The sequence below is a fragment of the Blautia faecicola genome (assembly GCF_004123145.1).
GTDB lineage: Bacteria > Bacillota > Clostridia > Lachnospirales > Lachnospiraceae > Oliverpabstia > Oliverpabstia faecicola.
Genome location: NZ_SDKC01000001.1, coordinates 3,494,255 through 3,511,932, shown reverse-complemented (window position 1 = coordinate 3,511,932; position 17,678 = coordinate 3,494,255). Strand labels below are relative to the sequence as shown.

The 17,678-nt window shown below is 44.1% G+C and carries 14 protein-coding genes; 9 read left to right on the top strand and 5 right to left on the bottom strand.

The genetic code is table 11. The annotated features are described in order from the left end of the window. Nucleotides 1–9: 9 nt before the first annotated feature. Nucleotides 10–939 carry a helix-turn-helix transcriptional regulator gene (locus ETP43_RS15795; protein WP_129259254.1) on the bottom strand — a complete coding sequence of 310 codons (930 nt, stop codon included), beginning with the start codon at nt 937–939 and terminating at the stop codon, nt 10–12. A gap of 521 nt (nt 940–1,460) precedes the next feature. Between ETP43_RS15795 and ETP43_RS15790 the strand changes: the two genes are divergently transcribed. Further along, nucleotides 1,461–2,462: a calcium/sodium antiporter gene (locus tag ETP43_RS15790; protein ID WP_022172671.1), complete on the top strand. Its 1,002-nt coding sequence runs from the start codon at nt 1,461–1,463 to the stop codon at nt 2,460–2,462. Nucleotides 2,463–2,500: 38 nt separating this feature from the next. Then, nucleotides 2,501–3,181: a TMEM165/GDT1 family protein gene (locus ETP43_RS15785; RefSeq protein WP_129259252.1), complete on the top strand. Its 681-nt coding sequence runs from the start codon at nt 2,501–2,503 to the stop codon at nt 3,179–3,181. 144 nt (nt 3,182–3,325) lie between these two features. On the opposite strand, the gene ETP43_RS15780 is transcribed toward ETP43_RS15785, so the two are convergent. After that, on the bottom strand, nt 3,326–4,471 hold the full coding sequence (locus tag ETP43_RS15780; protein ID WP_129259250.1) for an endonuclease/exonuclease/phosphatase family protein: 1,146 nt from the start codon (nt 4,469–4,471) through the stop codon (nt 3,326–3,328). Nucleotides 4,472–4,572: 101 nt separating this feature from the next. Then, on the bottom strand, nt 4,573–6,363 hold the full coding sequence (locus ETP43_RS15775; RefSeq protein WP_129259248.1) for a flavin reductase: 1,791 nt from the start codon (nt 6,361–6,363) through the stop codon (nt 4,573–4,575). A 346-nt stretch (nt 6,364–6,709) separates the two neighbouring features. Between ETP43_RS15775 and ETP43_RS15770 the strand changes: the two genes are divergently transcribed. After that, complete coding sequence (locus ETP43_RS15770; RefSeq protein WP_129259246.1) at nt 6,710–7,348, top strand: Crp/Fnr family transcriptional regulator; 639 nt, start codon at nt 6,710–6,712, stop codon at nt 7,346–7,348. A 53-nt stretch (nt 7,349–7,401) separates the two neighbouring features. Beyond that, nucleotides 7,402–8,265: an MBL fold metallo-hydrolase gene (locus ETP43_RS15765; RefSeq protein ID WP_118618961.1), complete on the top strand. Its 864-nt coding sequence runs from the start codon at nt 7,402–7,404 to the stop codon at nt 8,263–8,265. A 175-nt stretch (nt 8,266–8,440) separates the two neighbouring features. On the opposite strand, the gene ETP43_RS15760 is transcribed toward ETP43_RS15765, so the two are convergent. Continuing rightward, complete coding sequence (locus ETP43_RS15760) at nt 8,441–9,919, bottom strand: response regulator transcription factor (protein WP_118635046.1); 1,479 nt, start codon at nt 9,917–9,919, stop codon at nt 8,441–8,443. Between the two features lie 29 nt (nt 9,920–9,948). Continuing rightward, nucleotides 9,949–11,754, bottom strand: a complete 1,806-nt coding sequence (locus tag ETP43_RS15755) for a sensor histidine kinase (RefSeq protein ID WP_129259244.1) — start codon at nt 11,752–11,754, stop codon at nt 9,949–9,951. Between the two features lie 185 nt (nt 11,755–11,939). Between ETP43_RS15755 and ETP43_RS15750 the strand changes: the two genes are divergently transcribed. The 5 genes from ETP43_RS15750 to ETP43_RS15730 are packed head-to-tail and all read left to right on the top strand — an operon-like array spanning nt 11,940 to nt 17,673. Next, complete coding sequence (locus ETP43_RS15750; RefSeq protein ID WP_181951955.1) at nt 11,940–12,848, top strand: carbohydrate ABC transporter permease; 909 nt, start codon at nt 11,940–11,942, stop codon at nt 12,846–12,848. 13 nt (nt 12,849–12,861) lie between these two features. Next, a complete protein-coding gene (locus ETP43_RS15745) occupies nt 12,862–13,701 on the top strand; it encodes a carbohydrate ABC transporter permease (RefSeq protein ID WP_129259241.1) in 840 nt (279 codons plus the stop codon). A gap of 21 nt (nt 13,702–13,722) precedes the next feature. Then, nucleotides 13,723–15,057 (top strand): ABC transporter substrate-binding protein, encoded by a 1,335-nt coding sequence (locus ETP43_RS15740; RefSeq protein ID WP_129259239.1) that lies wholly within the window; start codon nt 13,723–13,725, stop codon nt 15,055–15,057. A gap of 24 nt (nt 15,058–15,081) precedes the next feature. Continuing rightward, nucleotides 15,082–16,362, top strand: a complete 1,281-nt coding sequence (locus ETP43_RS15735; RefSeq protein ID WP_118635049.1) for an MFS transporter — start codon at nt 15,082–15,084, stop codon at nt 16,360–16,362. A 15-nt stretch (nt 16,363–16,377) separates the two neighbouring features. After that, nucleotides 16,378–17,673, top strand: a complete 1,296-nt coding sequence (locus ETP43_RS15730) for a PHP domain-containing protein (RefSeq protein ID WP_118618953.1) — start codon at nt 16,378–16,380, stop codon at nt 17,671–17,673. The last annotated feature ends 5 nt before the right edge of the window (nt 17,674–17,678 follow it).

Genomic DNA, 17,678 nt, shown 5'->3' with positions numbered 1-17,678 from the left:
CTTTTTCGTTTATTTTAAAATAGCTTTTCTGTATTGCGATGGTGTTGCATTGATGACACTCATAAAGACCTTGGAATACTGCTGAGAGTCCCGGAATCCAACCTGCAAAGCGATCTCCGTCAGTGTCAGATCGGTACTCTGCATCAGTGCGATGGAGCGGTTGACACGGTAGATCGTAATGTAGTTGGAGAGTGTGACACCCATATAGCTCTTAAAAATCTTGCTCAGATATCGTACAGAAATCTGTAACTGCTGTGCAATATCTTCCTGCAGGATCTTTGTTGTGTAATGCTCCTGAATATAATTCAGCGCGTAAGCCACATAACTGTTTTGCAGCTGTGGTTTTGCATACTCGTGCACGGGTTCTGTATGATCAAGAATATAAAGCATCAGGTTCATCAGAGACACATTAATATTGGCAGCCGCAAACAGACTGTCAGAAGAAGTGTGCAGATCGATCAGTTTCCGGATCTGTTCATCAATTCGTTCATCAGAGTTGAGCCGGTAATAAAAATGGGAAGAAAACAACACAGCATGAAGAAGCGTGATCGGAAAGATCCCGTCATTTTCAAGGATAATCGTTGAGAACATATCCGGATTGAAATGAATGTGCTGAAATTCACAGTCGGAGGTATCATTCAGATAAAAGGAATGTACCACATCCGGGAGAATCATAATAAAATCTCCTTCTGTGCAATGAAGAGTCTCTGACTGAATGTCCATATAACATTCGCCGGAAAGAATCCGGTAAATCTCAATATTCGTATGCAAGTGCCGCATAAATCGGTAACCGGCTTTTCGGAATTCTACAACTGCTCCGGATAAAATAGAGTCAGACAGAGTCATCTGTGAGGAGACTTTACTTTTCTGGGGGACAGGAGCCTGATTGGCGAGCATGGAATGCTTCGGTGCTGTTTGAACAGCGTTGTTTTTTTTCATGTGTAAAAGCCTCCAAATATAAGTAGCGTTAATAAGCAGTAAGTATTATTATAGCAGAAAAACGGGGAAAATGCACGAAAAAGTGTAAAAAATATAAATGGTATTTAGAAAAAATATACGAAACATTAACATATATTGTGCAACGGATGGATGAAAAGAGGAAATATACAGGACGGAGAGTTTTTGTGCTTTTTTCGTTGACACACACCACCGTATTTGATATTATTTATCAAGTAATTAAATATTCCATGAGGGAGTAGTTAGCGCGAAAGTGTGGTTTGTCAACATTCTGATTGTAGTACAGAGTACAATCTGGCAAATCTTAAATAATGAGACTCATGTATATCTTTGCTTCGGAATAAGAAGTTTTGTCCGGGGTGAAGATATACATGAGTCTTTTTTTACGCGGGCAGCGGGTCGACGTCGTATCTGTACCAACCAGCAGAGTGCTGTAAGCTGCTGGAAGACAGGAAAAGATGTTGGGATGACGGAAACTCATGGAGAGAAAAAAGGAGGAAACTATGGAAAACTTTATTAACAATGCTCCATTTGCGCTGGTTCTGGTTGCACTTGTGATTGGGTTTGTGCTGTTGATCAAAGGAGCGGATTATTTTGTGGAGGGAAGTTCAAGTGTGGCAAAGCGTTTGCATGTGCCGGCAATCATCATCGGACTTACGATCGTGGCGATGGGAACGTCGCTTCCGGAGACGGCGGTCAGTGTGTCGGCTTCTCTTACAGGAAATAATGAACTTGCTGTGAGCAATGTCGTAGGTTCCAATATCTTTAATCTGATGGTGGTTATTGGTGTCTGCGGAGTGCTGGCTACAGTCAATGTGGCAAAAGAGACGATTCGAAGAGACATCCCGTTTTCACTGATCTGTGCCGGTATGTTATTGCTCTTTGGAATCGCCGGAATCGGAGATACATCTTCGATGATACTGGGGCATCTGGATGGCGTAATCTTTCTGGGATGCTTTGCCGGTTATATTTTCTATATGATCCGTACAGCGATGAAAGCCAGTAAAGAAGGAAAACAAGTGGAGATTGAAGGTGGTTCGGACGAAGAGATCAGGCTGATATCCATGCCGTTAAGTATTCTTTTTATCGTTGGAGGTGCGGTTGCTATTGCCATTGGTGGAGATGTTACTGTTGATGCGGCAGCAAGAATTGCCGGTGATCTTGGGATGAGTCAGACGCTGATCGGACTTACGATCGTTTCCATCGGAACTTCTCTGCCGGAACTGGTAACTTCAATCGTTGCAGCGAAAAAGAACGAAGTAGATATGGCACTTGGAAACGCAGTGGGATCCAATATATTTAACATTCTGATGGTTCTCGGTATCGCATCTGCGATCAGCCCGATTACGCTCATCAGAGAAAATATCATCGATCTGTGTGTGCTGATTGTATTTACCGTATGTGTGTGGATCTTTGCGGCGACAAAAAAACGGATCGGAAAAGTGGAAGGGTTCTGTATGATCGCACTTTATGTGGCGTATGCGATTTATATTGTGATCAGATAATAATTAAAAACAATTATTGAATCACAGAGAGGGAGAACATGTTATTATTTTTAAAGGTATTTTTCACGGAATTTATCGCGGAAATGGGTGACAAGACGCAGCTGATGCTGATCGCGCTGACTTCCAAGTATAAGTTAAAAGATATTATCATGGGAACGGCGGCAGCGATCCTGGTGCTGAATGGTCTTGCGGTATTGGCGGGCGGACTGGTCAGCGAATTTATCCCGGAATGGCTGATTAAGATTGTTGCAGCTTTTGCCTTCCTTTATTTTGCGGCATCGACGCTTGCAGGAGACGAGGATGAAGAGGAAGAAGAGGGCGGAAAGAGCAAGATCAAATTTGCTCCTCTGGCAGTGTTCTGTACGTTCTTTGTAGCAGAGCTGGGAGATAAAACACAGCTGACAGCCATTACCTTTGGTGCCAATGAAGGGATGGGGGCTGCGTTTATCGTATGGATCGGATGCTCTCTGGGACTTTTTTTAGCGGACATTCTTGGTATGCTGGTGGGATATCTGTTAAAGAGCAAGACTCCGGATGGACTGTTAAATACGCTGGCATTTGTGATCTTTGCAATTTTCGGTATCTACACAGCCTATCAGGCACTGAACCTGATCAGTGAAAGCGTCTGTCCGATCACCGTATGGCCGCTTCTGGCAGCTGTTACGGTGGCTTTCGTGGTGATTTGCGTCTGGCTTTATATGAAAAAGAAAAAGGGCTAGGATGTGTCAGCGGATAAAGGATAGTTTTTGAAGGATAAGAAGCCTGTGGGTGATCGAGGATACGATTGCCGGAGAGATTTCTGAGTAAAAATATAAGGGAACAGATCGTTGTACAGGTCTGTTCCCTTATATTTTTGCCTTATATTATTTTAATGTGAATTCGAGATATACCGGATCATGATCCGAATAGGTGTATCCGGTGTTGATGTTGTCGTAGGAGACGCATTCGATATTGTCTGAGATAATAAATCCATCCAGTGTTACGGTATACGTTTCACCCGGCACATATTCCATGTCAGCGTTTCTGGCGCTGTCCCACAGGGAATCCCGTTCCTCGTCCGTCAGCTGATCGATGCAGAAAGAAAAGTGGTCAGGAAGGCTGGCTCTCGGGAAGGGGTATGCCCAGGATTCACGGTCTTCGGAATCGTCCTCGGAGGCTTTCAGATCATGGTTGAAGTCGCCGCCGCACAGGACGTAATTACCTGCTTCATGTTCTTTCTGCATGTCTTCGGCAAGCATCGAGATCTGTCCTTCGCGGATCGCGTCGCTGTTGCCATAAGCGGACATGTGGAGTTCAAAAATCACCAGTTCTTTTCCGTTATCCACCGGAACTCTGGAGATGCTGTAGCAGCGGTCCAGATCAAAGAACTTACTGAAGGATGTAGACACCGGGAAACTTCTCCGAAGAGAATCGGTCACCTGATATCTGGAAAACAGGGCAAGCCCTGATTTGCTGCTTCCGTGTGGCTGTGTAAACGGATAGAAAAGAAATGCGGAGTCATAGTTCTGTGCGAAGACAGAATTATAGGAACTCAGACAGTCTTTTAAGATCGAATATTCGTTTACGTGATAACTTCTGGTGGAATCAAGATCCACTTCCTGAAGAAGAGCAAAATCCGGATCGTAGGAGGCAATCAGTTCACCGGCGCCCTGGATCGTATCCTGTACGCTTTCTTTGCTTTTTGCCCAGGAGGATTTGCCGCCGTCCATGAAGAAGCTGAAATCCGGTGTGTACGCACCGAAACCGAGGTTGTAGGTCAGTGCGGAATATTCCTGTCCGGTAGTCAGGGACGAATTATACAACGCGGAAGCAGATGCCGGACGCGCTCCGGAAGTCAGTCCCTCCAGATCCTCTCCGGCGTCAGGGGCAGGTTCCACTTCCAGAACCAGATTGTCTTCGATGCGATGGTAGCTGGCGTAGAGATAGATGATATAAGCAATCAGAGCCAGTAAAATTACCCCGAGTACGATACCAAGTACTTTAAAAATTTTCTTTACGGTCTTTTTCATAGTATGCCTTTCTTATCTAATGTAAAATACAGGTAAAATTCTATTTCCTTGAGTGTATCATATTCGGGGTAAAAACTCTATAAACTTCTTATTTTTGTTATTTATCCGATCGGCTCAAAATCAGCAGCTCCGTGTTTGCAAAGCGGGCAGATGTAGTCTGCCGGAAGTTCATCACCCTCGTAGATATAGCCGCAGACTTTGCAGACAAATCCTTTCTTTCCTTCGGTTTCCGGTTTCGGTTTCACATTGTTCTGGTAGTAGGTGTAGGTCATGGTGTCCTGGTTGCTCATCACGCGGGCTTCGGTCACGCTGCAGATAAACATGCCGTGTGTACCGAGATCCACATAGTCTTCTACTTTGAGAGACATAAAGGCATTGATGTATTTATCCAGGAAGACCAGTCCGTTGTCGGAACGGTGCACGGTCTGACCGGCGAATTTATCCACGCTTCTTCCGGTCTGGAAGCCGAACTGCTGGAAGACGGAGAACGGTGCTTCCGTGGACAGACAGTTGACATTTAACATACCGGTCTGTTTGATGACATGGTGTGAATAGTTTGCTTTGTTGATATTAACTGCTACACGGTTCGGAGTATCGGTCAGCTGGATGACGGTGTTTACGATCAGACCGTTATCCTTCTTACCGTCGTTAGAAGTTACCACATACAGGCCGTAACCGATCCGGAACAGTGCGGTCAGGTCATTTTTATTGGCAAGGATATCGTTCTGGGCAATGTACTCTTTGCACAGTTCATCTGCCATGGCTTCCAGCTGATCCTGATTGTCCTGATTGATGGCGGAGAGGATCTTTACGGTGGTATCGAGCCAGTTGATCTTTTTACATTTTGCCATCATCTCGCGCATCACTTTGGCAGCGAGAGGCGCCCAGGAACCGTTCTCGATCAGACCTACCGTGCGGTTCTGGAAGTTGTGTTCCACCAGACGGGAGATATAGTCGTGCATAAACGGATAGATGCTTGCGTTGTAGGTTGTGGTGGCAAGGATCAGTTTGCTGTAGCGGAAAGCATCGGAGAGAGCCAGAGACATATCGTCTCTTGCCAGATCGTATACGACAACCTTCGGACAGCCTTTGCTTCTTAATTTGTCAGCCAGCAGATCGACTGCTTTTTTCGTATGACCATAGACGGAAGTGTAGGCGATCACGATGCCTTCTTCTTCCGGTGTGTAGGAGGACCAGGTGTCATACAGACCGATATAATGTCCGAGATCTTCTGAAAGTACCGGTCCGTGGAGTGGGCAGATGATCCGGATATCGAGGGTTGCTGCCACTTTTAAGAGAGACTGAACCTGTGTGCCGTATTTTCCTACGATACCGATGAAGTATCTGCGGGCTTCGTCATCCCAGTCTTCTTCCACATCCAGGGCACCGAATTTGCCGAAGCCGTCAGCGGAGAAGAGCACTTTATCAGTGCTGTCGTAAGTTACCATAACTTCTGGCCAGTGTACCATCGGAGCAAATACAAAGGTCAGCTGATGGTTTCCAAGACTTAACGTGCCGCCGTTGGTAACTTCGAGCTTCTGTCCCTCCAGAGAAAGTCCGAAAAAGTTGTAGATCATCTGGAAGGTCTTCACGTTGGCGACAACGGTGGTGTCCGGGTAAACTTTCAGGAAATTAGCCACGTTGGCTGCATGATCCGGTTCCATGTGCTGCACGATCAGGTAGTCCGGTTTGCGGCCATCAAGTACCTGCTCCAGGTTATCCAGCCATTCGTGGGTGAAGTTTGCATCTACGGTGTCCATGACAGCGATCTTTTCATCGAGGATCACGTAAGAGTTGTAAGCCATACCGTTGGCTACCGGGTACTGGCCTTCAAATAAATCCACTTTGTGATCGTTGACGCCTACGTATTTGATAGTATCTGTGATTCTCATAAAAATCCTCCTGTAAAAACTATAGTTTGATAGTAACTATTCAGTAGCCACTGTACCGCGAGGTGTTTTGGCATGAATATGCCAAAATCCCGAGACATACAAGCCAAAATGTCATCACCGAAGGTGATTTTAAATGCATTTTGGCTCGTAACTGTGAAGGTACTGAACAGTTACGTTTGATAAAAAATTATCGAACTCTGAGTGCCAGAGTTTCTATGTTCTGTTGTAGATAGTATAACCGAAAAAAACAGAAAAATCTGTTGCAAAAGCAACAAAACAAGTGTATAGATAAAAAAGAAGAGAAAAGCAAAGGAAACAATCAGAGAAATATAAGGGAGGAATCGGTATGGAAAAAGTGACATTGTTTTCCCATATTTTACCGGAAGAGCAGGAACGGATGCGTGTCTGTTTTCAGATGCGGGAAGCAGTATATCAGAACAATGAGATTATCATGGAGTATACCAGTACGATGAAAAAAATCGGTCTGATTCTGGAAGGGCAGGCATCTCTTTATGGAAATGATGTAGAAGGCAGTCAGTATCTAATGGATGAACTGAAAAAGGATGATGTGTTCGGAGAACCCTTGCTTTTACCGGAACCGTCCCAACATTATTATGTATGTGCAAAAACAAGAACCAGGGTGATGTTTATCGATTATGAACACGTGATCAAACGCTGTGAAAATGCCTGCAGCTTTCACAGCCAGATGGTCAGTAATCTGTTACAGCTGATCGCCATGAGATCCAGCCAGCAGGCAAACCGGATCTATGTTTTATCCAGAAACAGCATCCGGAAAAAAATTATGGCGTATCTGAATGAAGTGGGAGGAGAGAAAAAGAAGCAGGTATTTACACTGCCGGTATCTTATACTACATTAGCAGAATATCTGTGTGTGGACCGGAGTGCCATGATGCGGGAATTTAAAAATCTGTCGGGAGAAGGAGTTTTGTTCCGGGAAGGGAAGAATATACGGATTTTGTTGTAAAACGATAGAAAAGAGATTTATAATTAAAAAAAATAAGGAAAAGAGGTACGTGTATGAAACTGACATTTTTAGGAACAGGAGCAGGGGAAACATATCCGGGATACTGGTGTGAATGTCCTCATTGTACTTATGCAAGAAAACACAGAGGAAAAAACCTGAGAACAAACAGCAGCATGGTGATTGACGAAGAGCTGCTGATCGATATGGGACCATCGTGTTTTGATAATGCAGCCCGGTTCGGAGTGAATTTATCAAAGCTCAAGACACTTCTGGTCACACATCCTCATGAAGATCATCTGTATCCGCAGCATCTGCGCTGGAGAAATACAGACGAAAGCTTGCTGCCGCTTACTTATGTCGAAAAAATGAGACATGGAGGTCCACGGTTTACCGATATCCCGCAGCTGAATATTTACGGGAATTCTTTCGTGATGGAAACGCTCAGAAAAAGTCTGGATGACATGGAAGAACTGAAAATAAATCTGCATGAGATCAGAGAGGGAAAGGAAGAGAAAACGGATGGGTACAGAATCTTGCCGGTTCGCGGAAATCATGGGTCGCAACGGGGATTTTCCCACAGTTATATCATTCAGAAAGATGGAAAAACGTTATTGTATGCGCTGGATTCCGGAAGTTATGACGAGGATCAGTTTGCATTGATACAGGAATATCAGTACGATGCAGTTATTATGGAAGGAACTACAGGACTGAATGAACAGTATGGCGGACATATGTGTCTGATGAACAATATCCGGATAAGGGACCGATTGAAGGAAAATAAGTGCCTGCGTGAGAATAGTAGATTTCTTTTGACGCATCTGTCCCCACACTGGTGTCCGCCGCATGACTGGTACGAATCGATTGTGGCGTCAGAGGGACTGGAACTGGCTTATGACGGTTTACAGATAGAGATCTGAAAGGAAAAAGAGATTCTGCATAAAAACAATGTGAATTTTTTGTCAAATATAGTGAATTGACCGGTGGTCAGTGTAATGTTACAGTGAAGGAAACCGGGAAACTGTTCTCAGTTTCCCGGTTTCCTTTTTGTTAGGGCAAGCCGGTGGTCGTGATTGTATACAGAATATGATCCGGTCAGGTATTGCGAAAATGGCTTGGTGAGACGCCATACTGTGCTTTGAAAGAACGGGAAAAGTTAAATGCATTTTCGTATCCGACCTGAGCAGCGATCTGCTGAATCGAAAGTCCCGGATCTTTAAGAAGCGTTAATGCCTGTTCCATCCGGAGCATCCGCAAATATTCCTGAAACGACATATGAAAAGTCTTTCGGAATGACTTACTCAGATACGAATAACTGATAAAGAAACGGTCGGCGAGATCCGTCAGCGTAAGATTTTCCATATAATGAAGATCTATGTAATTTCGGATCAGAGTCATGGAATCAAGGGTCTGCCGGGTGTGTATCGCTGTTTTTGCATATTCATTTAGCCGGTTATAAAAATATTCTTCCAGTTCTCTGTAGGTGGCAAAGTCAAAAAGAGAAACTTTTGGAGAATTTTTTCTGCCGGTGTTGGAATTTAAAATGGTCAGGTTAAGTATTTCATTAAAATACTGAAAAAAATTCCGAAGATCCGGCAGAGATAATTTCTCTATTTCCCTGTAAAAAGTGGTACGCTGCGCATTGCCGGAGATTAAGGAAGGATTTTCCAGAAACTGTGTGACCAGATGTTTTAATCTTGGGGACAGTTCCGCGCTGTGTCCCTGTTCCATCGTGGTAAAAATTTTTCCATAGCCATAAAGAAGCCGCAGAGCGAGCAGTTCTTCTGCTGTCTGGTACAGCTCTGCAACCTGCATGACCGGATATGCTGCGGTGACACTGCAGGCAAGTGTGGCAGAACTGCTGACAGAGGAAGAGAGAAAAGCCAGCAGCGATTCGTAATCTTTTGCATCACAGAGAATGCAAAGTTTGGATTCTGCTATCGTGTTGCACAGTACATGGTGAAAATTGTCGTAAATCTGGTTGCTATACGCGGTTGCTTCATCGGAATTCCATGGTGTCAGGGAAGCAACAAGAGCGATACAGCAATTCGGACCGATACCGATCTGCTCCATGTTGGTAATAAGTGAAGCAGGAACTGGAGCAGATATCGGCAGGGAAACTATTTTTCGAAGTACATCGGCGGAAAACTGAAAGAGAGTTCCCCGTTGTTTTCCGGGATCCCGATAATTCGCGTCCAGTGTGGAAAGTGCGGCAGCGACTACCCGTGTCAGATCATCGTTCAGAACCGGTTTCAGAAGATAGTCGATAGCGCCATTTTGAAACGCACCACGGACATATTCAAAATCATCATATCCGCTGAGAACAATGAACTGAACCGGATGGAGAGTTTCCCGCAGAGCATGAATCAGTTCAATTCCATTGATGCCGCTCATCTTGATATCTGTAAAAATAATATGTGGTTTATAAGTTTTGCACACGGAAATCGCTTCCTCACCGGAAAAGCAGGTGAGTATTTCACCGATGCAGGGATGGTTCAGCTGAACGAGTTTTTTGTGCAGCCCTTCACAGATATAGTACTCATCATCAACAATTAAAATATTATGTAAAGCCATGTTGTCACCTCGATATATTTTGTGTGGTGTTATGATTGCAGGTTGCCGGCAGTCTCTGAAAAAATCGCAGGAAAATGCAGGGTGATCATAGTTCCGCACTGTTCTTCACTTTCGATATAAAGCTGTGCAGACTGTCCGTAAAACAGTTTCAGGCGCCGGTAGATGTTCTGAAGACCGATAAAAGAACCTTTGGAAGAAGCCGGAAGTTCTTCGGAAGGATGCTGCATGTAGTTCAGAACTTCTGCAAGACGTTCCGGGGACATACCTTTTCCGTTGTCAGAGAGTTCGATATTAAGAAAGTCATCCGTAAGACATATGGAAAGAAAAATATCCAGAGAAGTACCCGGCTGATCAAGACCATGCAGGATGGAATTTTCCAAAAGCGGTTGCAGTAAGAATTTGATGATACGAAACTGTTTCAGAGCCGGGGGAACATCCACGGTGAGTTGAATCTGATTAAAATAACGGATATTGTATACATTGATCAGAGAGTATGCACAGTGTAACTCGGAATCAATGGAAGCATACAAACTGTCATTTTTAATATTATAACGCAGAATCTGACCGAAAGAAGCGATAGATTCTGCAAGGGTATCCTGTCCGTTTTGCGAGGCGTATCCGGAGAAAACACTGAGGGTGTTATAGATAAAATGCGGATTGATCTGATATTGCAGTGCTTTCAGCTGCGCATGTGACTGAGCAGTTTCTTTCTGTACGGTTTCCTGAATCAGGGCATTGATCTTATCAAGCAGAATATTGTATCGGTGAGCAATCATACCGATTTCATCAGTGCGGACTTCCGGGATTTTTTCGTGAAATCCATCGACGATGATCCTATCCATAAGCGTCAGATCCTTGTGCAGCTGATCAAAGGATTTTCGGATGAAAATGGTCAGAACTGTAAGCTGAATCAGAGCGGATACAGCCAGTATCAGAGAAAGACTGAAAGCAGGAAGCTTATAGGCATCTGTAAGCAAAGGCTGTGTACTGAAGACTGTAATATCAAAATTTTTCAATGAGCATCCGATGTATTGCTGGTGATCTACGGTAATAGAAAAAGCAGAAGTATCGGGGGAATGTTCCGGTAATTTATCTGTATCAGAAATACTTATATTTCCGTAACTTCTGTGAGAAGTTTCAAACCAGGCAAAATAATTTCCGTTCTGAGAAGAAAATGTGGATGGAAAGATTTTCGCCGGGGAACATTCGAAAATCAGATACCCCATACAGAAATCGGAGGAAGAGTTAAGAATCTTCTGAATAATCAGAATAATATCTTTGTCTGCAGAGGCAGAGGTGTAACCACAGACTTCATGAAAGGCTTTGGTATCTTTCGGATTCAGATAGTACAAAGCAGAAAACTGTTCGGATACTGCAAATTCCTGAAAAAAAGGAAGATCAGCCAGACGATGGAAGGACCAGAAGTAATCGCCCTCCTGTTCGGAGGTCTGTGTGGTAAAGATATTGGCTGCACTGATCCCGAGATTTTGGAATTTCAGAGAATATTTTATCGAAGAGATTACTTCATTTAATTGTTTTTTTGCCCAGATCGGATATTTTTCAAGACCGACACGATACTGCCTGGAGACAAAAGTAAACAGAGGATCACTGTATGCAAGATCATGTGACAATTCATTGATAGAGTACAAAACAGAATTGACAGAATTAGCGGTCTGTTCAATAGAAAGATTCTGCTCTTTTAACAGCTGACGATAGAATTCATTGGACTGCCGTTTATACAGATAAAAAGAAAAAAGCAGGGAAGGTATGGTAAGACAGAAAATAGAAATCAGACATATTTTATGCACCATGCTCCGGTTCTGGAAAATATTCATAAAAATCCCTCCAAAAAGTCAGATATATAGAATATGGTTATTATAACACATAAAAATGGTGAAAAGAACGATTCTATGTGCAAAATGACAAAAAATGATAGGGAATGGCAAACTGGGATATGTAGATGAAAGGAAGGAAATGATATAATTTCTGTAACAAATGGAGGAAGGAAGTGAAGGGATTCATGGGAAAAGGAAAAAAACGAGCTGTAAAAGAAAAATATTCGCGAAAAGAAAATATGATGGGTTTTCTTTTTATCCTGCCGGCAATGATACCGTTACTGGTGTTCTGGATCATACCGATCATCTGGTCCGGAGGGCTTAGCTTTACAGACTGGGATATGATGTCAGAAAATATTCACTTTATGGGGTTGAAGAATTATACCAGTTTGTTAAAAGATCCGAACTTTGGAAAAGTACTCTGGAACACACTGGTATTTGCGCTGGGAAGTACCGTGCCATCTATTGTGATCGGACTTCTGGTAGCACTGGCAATGAATGGGGCGAGAAGAGGAACCGGAATCTATCGAACGGTAATATTTGCTCCCTATATCACGCCGATGGTAGCGGTCAGTGTTGTATGGTCTTGGATCTTTGAACCGCGTGTTGGTATTCTGAACTTTGTATTGGAACTGTTTGGATTACCGGGTTCTCAGTGGACACAGAGCAGTGAGACAGCTATGCTGAGTGTTTTGATCGTGACAGTGTGGAAGTCCATAGGATGGACGATGATCTTCTATATGGAAGCCATCCGGAAAGTTCCGCAGAATCTGCTGGAAGCGGCAGCAATCGACGGAGCAAACAGTTTCTGGAGATTCTGGAAAATTATTATTCCAATGATTTCTCCTACTACATTTTTCCTGGTTATTATGTCAACCATCAGTTCACTTCAGGCATATGACCAGATCCAGGTGCTGACACAGGGAGGACCTGCCGGAGCTACGAGAACTTTGTTGTATTATTACTATCAGGAGGCATTTCGTAACTTTAATACCGGAAAAGCATCTGCGGTTGCAATTGTGCTGGTATTGATTACGGTTGTATTATCTCTTATAGAAACCGAAGTATCCAAGAAGACAGTATTTTATAATTAAAGGGGGAATCAGGATGCAGGGAAGAAAAAAAATAAAAAATTTTGCAGTGCATCTTGCACTGATATGTATCAGCTTCATTATTGCATTCCCCTTCTTGTGGATGTTTACAAACTCCATAAAAACAAAAGATGAGATCTGGGCTGTGCCGCCGAAAGTGTTACCGGCGATCGCACAGTGGGGGAATTATGCGGATGCTCTGGCAGATGGAACCTTTTTACGATATATGTGGAACAGTGCCTACACGGCGATTATTATTACCGTAGTGGTCCTGTTTAACTCAGCAATGTTCGCTTATGCGCTGACACATATCCGGTTTCGCTGGAAAAAACTGCTGATCACACTGATCATGGTGACTTATATCATGCCGGCTACAACAACGTATGTACCGTCTTATGTAATCCTGTCGAAAATGGGACTCATGAATTCTCATGCGGGATATGTGGTGTCGAGCTGTGCGAGTATTTTTAATATCTTCTTTTTAAGAACAACATTTACTCAGATTAATCCGGGAATTGTAGAAGCTGCAAGAATCGATGGAGCGGGGCACTGGAAGATTCTGTGGTGGGTGGTTGCACCGATGTCGGCATCTTCTTTTGTGACACTTGGACTGCTTTCTTTCCTGGGATGCTACAACAGTTATCTGTGGCCGTCACTGTTGTTACATAATAAGACGCAGTATCTGGTAAGTATGGGATTACAGTCTTTCTTTACTTCAGAAGGTGCGTATGGTCTGAAATGGGGAACGATCATGGCGGCGTGCTGTGTTATCGTATTCCCGCTGTTATTACTGTTTCTGATTGGGCAGCGTTGGATCCTGAATGGAATTACCAATGATGCAGCAGTGAAAGAATAAACGATGTAAGGAGGAAAAAGGATGAGGAAAAAAATGGCAATGCTACTGGCAATGGTGACACTGGTAACTACAGCGGGTTGCGGCGGATCCGGTGAAGGGGGAAATTCATCTGCCAAAACAGACAATGGAAACGAAGGAACAAACGGAGCGGTAGAAATCGAATTCTGGTATGGTCTGGGCGGAATACTTGGAGAGACCATGGAAGAGACAATTGCAGAATTCAATGCATCACAGGATGAAGTGGTTGTAAAAGGAGTCGTACAGTCCAGTTATGATGAGACTTCAAAGATGCTGCAGGCAGCAGTTGCCTCCGGTGAAGTGCCGGCATGTTATCTCGGAACCCATCAGACAGCAACGACCTTTGCGGAAAAAGGCGTTGTGGAGTATCTGGATGATTATATTGCTGCAGATCCGGACTTTGACAAGGATGATATCATTGATGCATTCCTGGATTACTGCCGGGATGATGAGGGACATGTATACAGTCTTCCGGCATGGGGTACTACCCAGGTAGTTTATTACCGGAAAGATATGTTTGAAGAAGTGGGACTGGATCCGGACGAAGTCTTTGCAACCTGGCAGAATGTAGCTGACGCAGCGCGCAAACTTCAGGAACATTATTCAGATGTAGATGATTTCTTTGGATTCGAACCGATGTCCGGTATGGACTGTCTGATGGATATGGCATACAGTAACGGAGCTTCGATTGTAAGTGAGGACGGAAAAACCGTTACGTTTAACAGCGACAAATTTGTTGAGGCGCTGGAGACAGCACGTCAGTGGATCAACGAAGAAAAAATCATGGGTATTCATTTCGGTGGAGATGGATGGGAGTATTGGTATAAAACCATTGATGATGTAATGCAGGGACGCGCAGGCGGTTATGTCGGATCCAGTGGAGATCAGGGAGATCTGGATTTTGATATTATTGCGGCACATGTACAGCCTGGATTTAATGATCATGAGCCAAATCCGTATGTAGACCCAATTGCGATGGCAATCGTAAAGAAGGCTCCGGAAGAGGAAAAACAGGCTGCCTTTAAATGGCTGACTTATCTGAACACAGTGGGAACAAAAGAATTTTCCATGAAAACAGGATATGTACCGGTTCGCAGTTCTGTAAAAGAGGATGAAGAGTATAAAGCATATCTTGAGGAAAATCCACAGGCGCTGATTCCGATCGAACAGGCGGAGATCGGTCGTAAAAAATGGGTCGATCCGACAGGTAAAGTGGAACAGGCGTTGTCAGATGCATGTGATCTGATCGAGATTGAAAATGTTCCGGCAAAAGAAGCATTGGACGAAGCAGCAGAGATCGCACAGCAGGCACTAGACGAATACTGGGCAGCACAGTAGAAATAGATTGCAGGGGAAAGCTATATGCAAAAACAAAAAGTATTGGAGAAGACCGGGCTGAGTGATAAGGGAAGTGTGATATTTTTTGGAGTCGTGTGTTGGGTTACATATTTCTCGATCTATCTGGGAAGACTGAATTTTTCAGCCAGTATGAGCGAAATGGCTCAGACCGGTATCTGGGGAAAAACACAGTTGGGAAGTGTTGCGGCGGCATTTTACCTTGCATATGGACTGGGACAGTTTCCCAGTGGCGTTCTGGGAGATCATTTTTCCGGAAGGAAACTGGTCATGCTGGGACTGGTGGGGGCGGCGTTGGCAAACGCCGCCTTTCCTTTTGTAGAAAGTATCAAAGGAATGCAGGTGATCTGGTTTATCAACGGACTCTGTCAGGCACTTGTATGGCCGCCGATGGCGAGACTGGTTGCAGATATGACACATGGAAAACAGACCGTATCGATTGTCCTGGCGTTATCATTTACCAGCCCGGTCGGGATGCTGAGTGCGTATCTGTTCAGTGCGGTTATGTTAGAGAAAAAGGGATGGCAGTATAGTTTCTGGTTTGCTGCAATCTGGCTTCTTGCAGTGGCTGTTTTCTGGTTTCTGTCCATCCTGAAAATGGAACAGAGAGCTGGTTTCATACACAGGAAAGCTGTAAGGACAGCAAAACCGCAGGAACAGCAGGAGAGAGAAGAAGCCGGAAAGAGAATCCTCGCTTCCGGTATTCTGTGGATAGGAGTGGCTACGTTTATTCATGGAGTTTTAAAAGACGGACTGACAACCTGGATTCCAACGTACCTGACAGAACGTTTTCTCATTGCACCATCTTTTTCGGTATTGCTGACGACGATACTTCCGATTGTGAATCTGTCAGGGGTGTATCTTGCAGATTATACAAACCGAAAAATTTTTAAAAATGAAACGGGAACAGCCGCTGCCGGATATGCGATTGCCTTTTTATTTCTTGTAACTATGATAACAGGAATCGGAAGTTCTGTTTATGGAACGGTTGCTGTATTTGCAGTTGTGACAAGTATGATGACAGCGGTCAATACCGTATTTATCAGTTTGTTGCCAATTCATTTTCAAAAAGAAGGAAAGGTGGCGACCGTGTCTGGCATATTGAATGCGGTTACTTATCTTGGCAGTGCTGTGGCAAGTGTTCTGTTCGGATGGACTGCAGAAAAAGCAGGCTGGACAGGGACAGAGATGGTCTGGTGTTTTTGCGCTGCGACAGGAATGATTGTATGTCTTGTTGTGTTAAAAAGATGGAAAAACAGCCGGAGAGATATTTATACCGGTTCATGAAAGGGAGGAGAAAGAATGAAAACAACACTGGAATATTATGATATTTTCCCGAAAATCCTGTGTACGGAACGGGAAGCGGAGATTACCATCCGTCCACTGGGAGTGCATGCGGCATTTGATGAAAAAAAGAAGTATCGGGTGAAGATCATACCGATGAATGAGACGCTGCTTAATTGTTCAGATAAAGGTTATGAAGCGCTGGATGTACAACACTGCAACGGGAATTTGCAGTTTCGGTATCGGTTTACACAGGAAGAACAATATGTAGTACTGTTACAGATTCAGGAAGACGGTGTCTGGACAAATTGTTGTGAATTGCGGGTATATTCTGTAAAACCGGATTATTTTAAATTGCGTCCGTATCGTGGAGATATGCATTGCCATACGTGCCGGTCGGATGGAAAGGAAGGACCTGCGATTGTAGCGGCAAATTACAGAAAGTCAGGATTTGATTTTCTGTCGATTACAGACCATGGACAGTATGAGCCTGCGCAGGAGGCAATCCGGGCATTTTCGGATATACCGATGAGTTTTCAGTTGTTCGCAGGAGAAGAAGTACATCCACCAAAAAATAACTGCCATACGGTGCATTTTGGCGGTACATACAGTATAAACCAGATCTTCCGGGAGGATCCTGAAAAATATGAGCGGGAAGTAGATGAAATAGAAAACAAACTGGAGATCCCGGAGGGGCTGAATACCCGGGAATATGCTTCTCTGCTGTGGGTTTACCGGAACATAAGAGAAGCAGGCGGTATGGCGATTATGGCGCATCCCTGCTGGATCCAGGACGAAGCGTATCATATCCGTCGGGATATGTACCGATATCTGTTACAGACCCATCCGTTTGATGCGCTGGAACTGACCTGCGGACAGTCGCTGGAAGAAAATCAGCTGCAGATCAGTCTGTGGCAGCAGATGAGAGAAGAGGGAAATGTCGTACCGGTTGTCGGAAGCAGTGATTCTCACGGAACAGTAAATTCCCCTTGGTTTGGATTGTCAAAGATGATCGTGCTTTCAGAAGAATGTACCAAAGACGCATTGATTGATGCTGTAAAAGCGCGCCGTGCGGTTGTACTGGAACAGTATCCGGGGGAACCACTTCCAAGAGTATATGGAGAGAACAGAGCACTTGAGTTTGTATTATTTCTTGTTACCGAGTATATGCCGTTACATGATGAACTGTGTTTTGAAGAAGGAAGACTGATGAAAGCATATGCCTGCGGAGATCAGGAGGCAGGAGAAGAGTTGCGGCGGATCGGAAAGAGAACGGATTTTCTGACAGAAAAATACTGGGCAAAAGAAGTCTGAATAGA

What these genes read in the sequence shown, in the direction of transcription:
- ETP43_RS15795 (WP_129259254.1), bottom strand. Translation starts at nt 939, where the DNA reads ATGAAAAAAAACAACGCTGTTCAAACAGCACCGAAGCATTCCATGCTC.
- ETP43_RS15790 (WP_022172671.1), top strand. Translation starts at nt 1,461, where the DNA reads ATGGAAAACTTTATTAACAATGCTCCATTTGCGCTGGTTCTGGTTGCA.
- ETP43_RS15785 (WP_129259252.1), top strand. Translation starts at nt 2,501, where the DNA reads ATGTTATTATTTTTAAAGGTATTTTTCACGGAATTTATCGCGGAAATG.
- ETP43_RS15780 (WP_129259250.1), bottom strand. Translation starts at nt 4,471, where the DNA reads ATGAAAAAGACCGTAAAGAAAATTTTTAAAGTACTTGGTATCGTACTC.
- ETP43_RS15775 (WP_129259248.1), bottom strand. Translation starts at nt 6,363, where the DNA reads ATGAGAATCACAGATACTATCAAATACGTAGGCGTCAACGATCACAAA.
- ETP43_RS15770 (WP_129259246.1), top strand. Translation starts at nt 6,710, where the DNA reads ATGGAAAAAGTGACATTGTTTTCCCATATTTTACCGGAAGAGCAGGAA.
- ETP43_RS15765 (WP_118618961.1), top strand. Translation starts at nt 7,402, where the DNA reads ATGAAACTGACATTTTTAGGAACAGGAGCAGGGGAAACATATCCGGGA.
- ETP43_RS15760 (WP_118635046.1), bottom strand. Translation starts at nt 9,919, where the DNA reads ATGGCTTTACATAATATTTTAATTGTTGATGATGAGTACTATATCTGT.
- ETP43_RS15755 (WP_129259244.1), bottom strand. Translation starts at nt 11,754, where the DNA reads ATGAATATTTTCCAGAACCGGAGCATGGTGCATAAAATATGTCTGATT.
- ETP43_RS15750 (WP_181951955.1), top strand. Translation starts at nt 11,940, where the DNA reads ATGGGAAAAGGAAAAAAACGAGCTGTAAAAGAAAAATATTCGCGAAAA.
- ETP43_RS15745 (WP_129259241.1), top strand. Translation starts at nt 12,862, where the DNA reads ATGCAGGGAAGAAAAAAAATAAAAAATTTTGCAGTGCATCTTGCACTG.
- ETP43_RS15740 (WP_129259239.1), top strand. Translation starts at nt 13,723, where the DNA reads ATGAGGAAAAAAATGGCAATGCTACTGGCAATGGTGACACTGGTAACT.
- ETP43_RS15735 (WP_118635049.1), top strand. Translation starts at nt 15,082, where the DNA reads ATGCAAAAACAAAAAGTATTGGAGAAGACCGGGCTGAGTGATAAGGGA.
- ETP43_RS15730 (WP_118618953.1), top strand. Translation starts at nt 16,378, where the DNA reads ATGAAAACAACACTGGAATATTATGATATTTTCCCGAAAATCCTGTGT.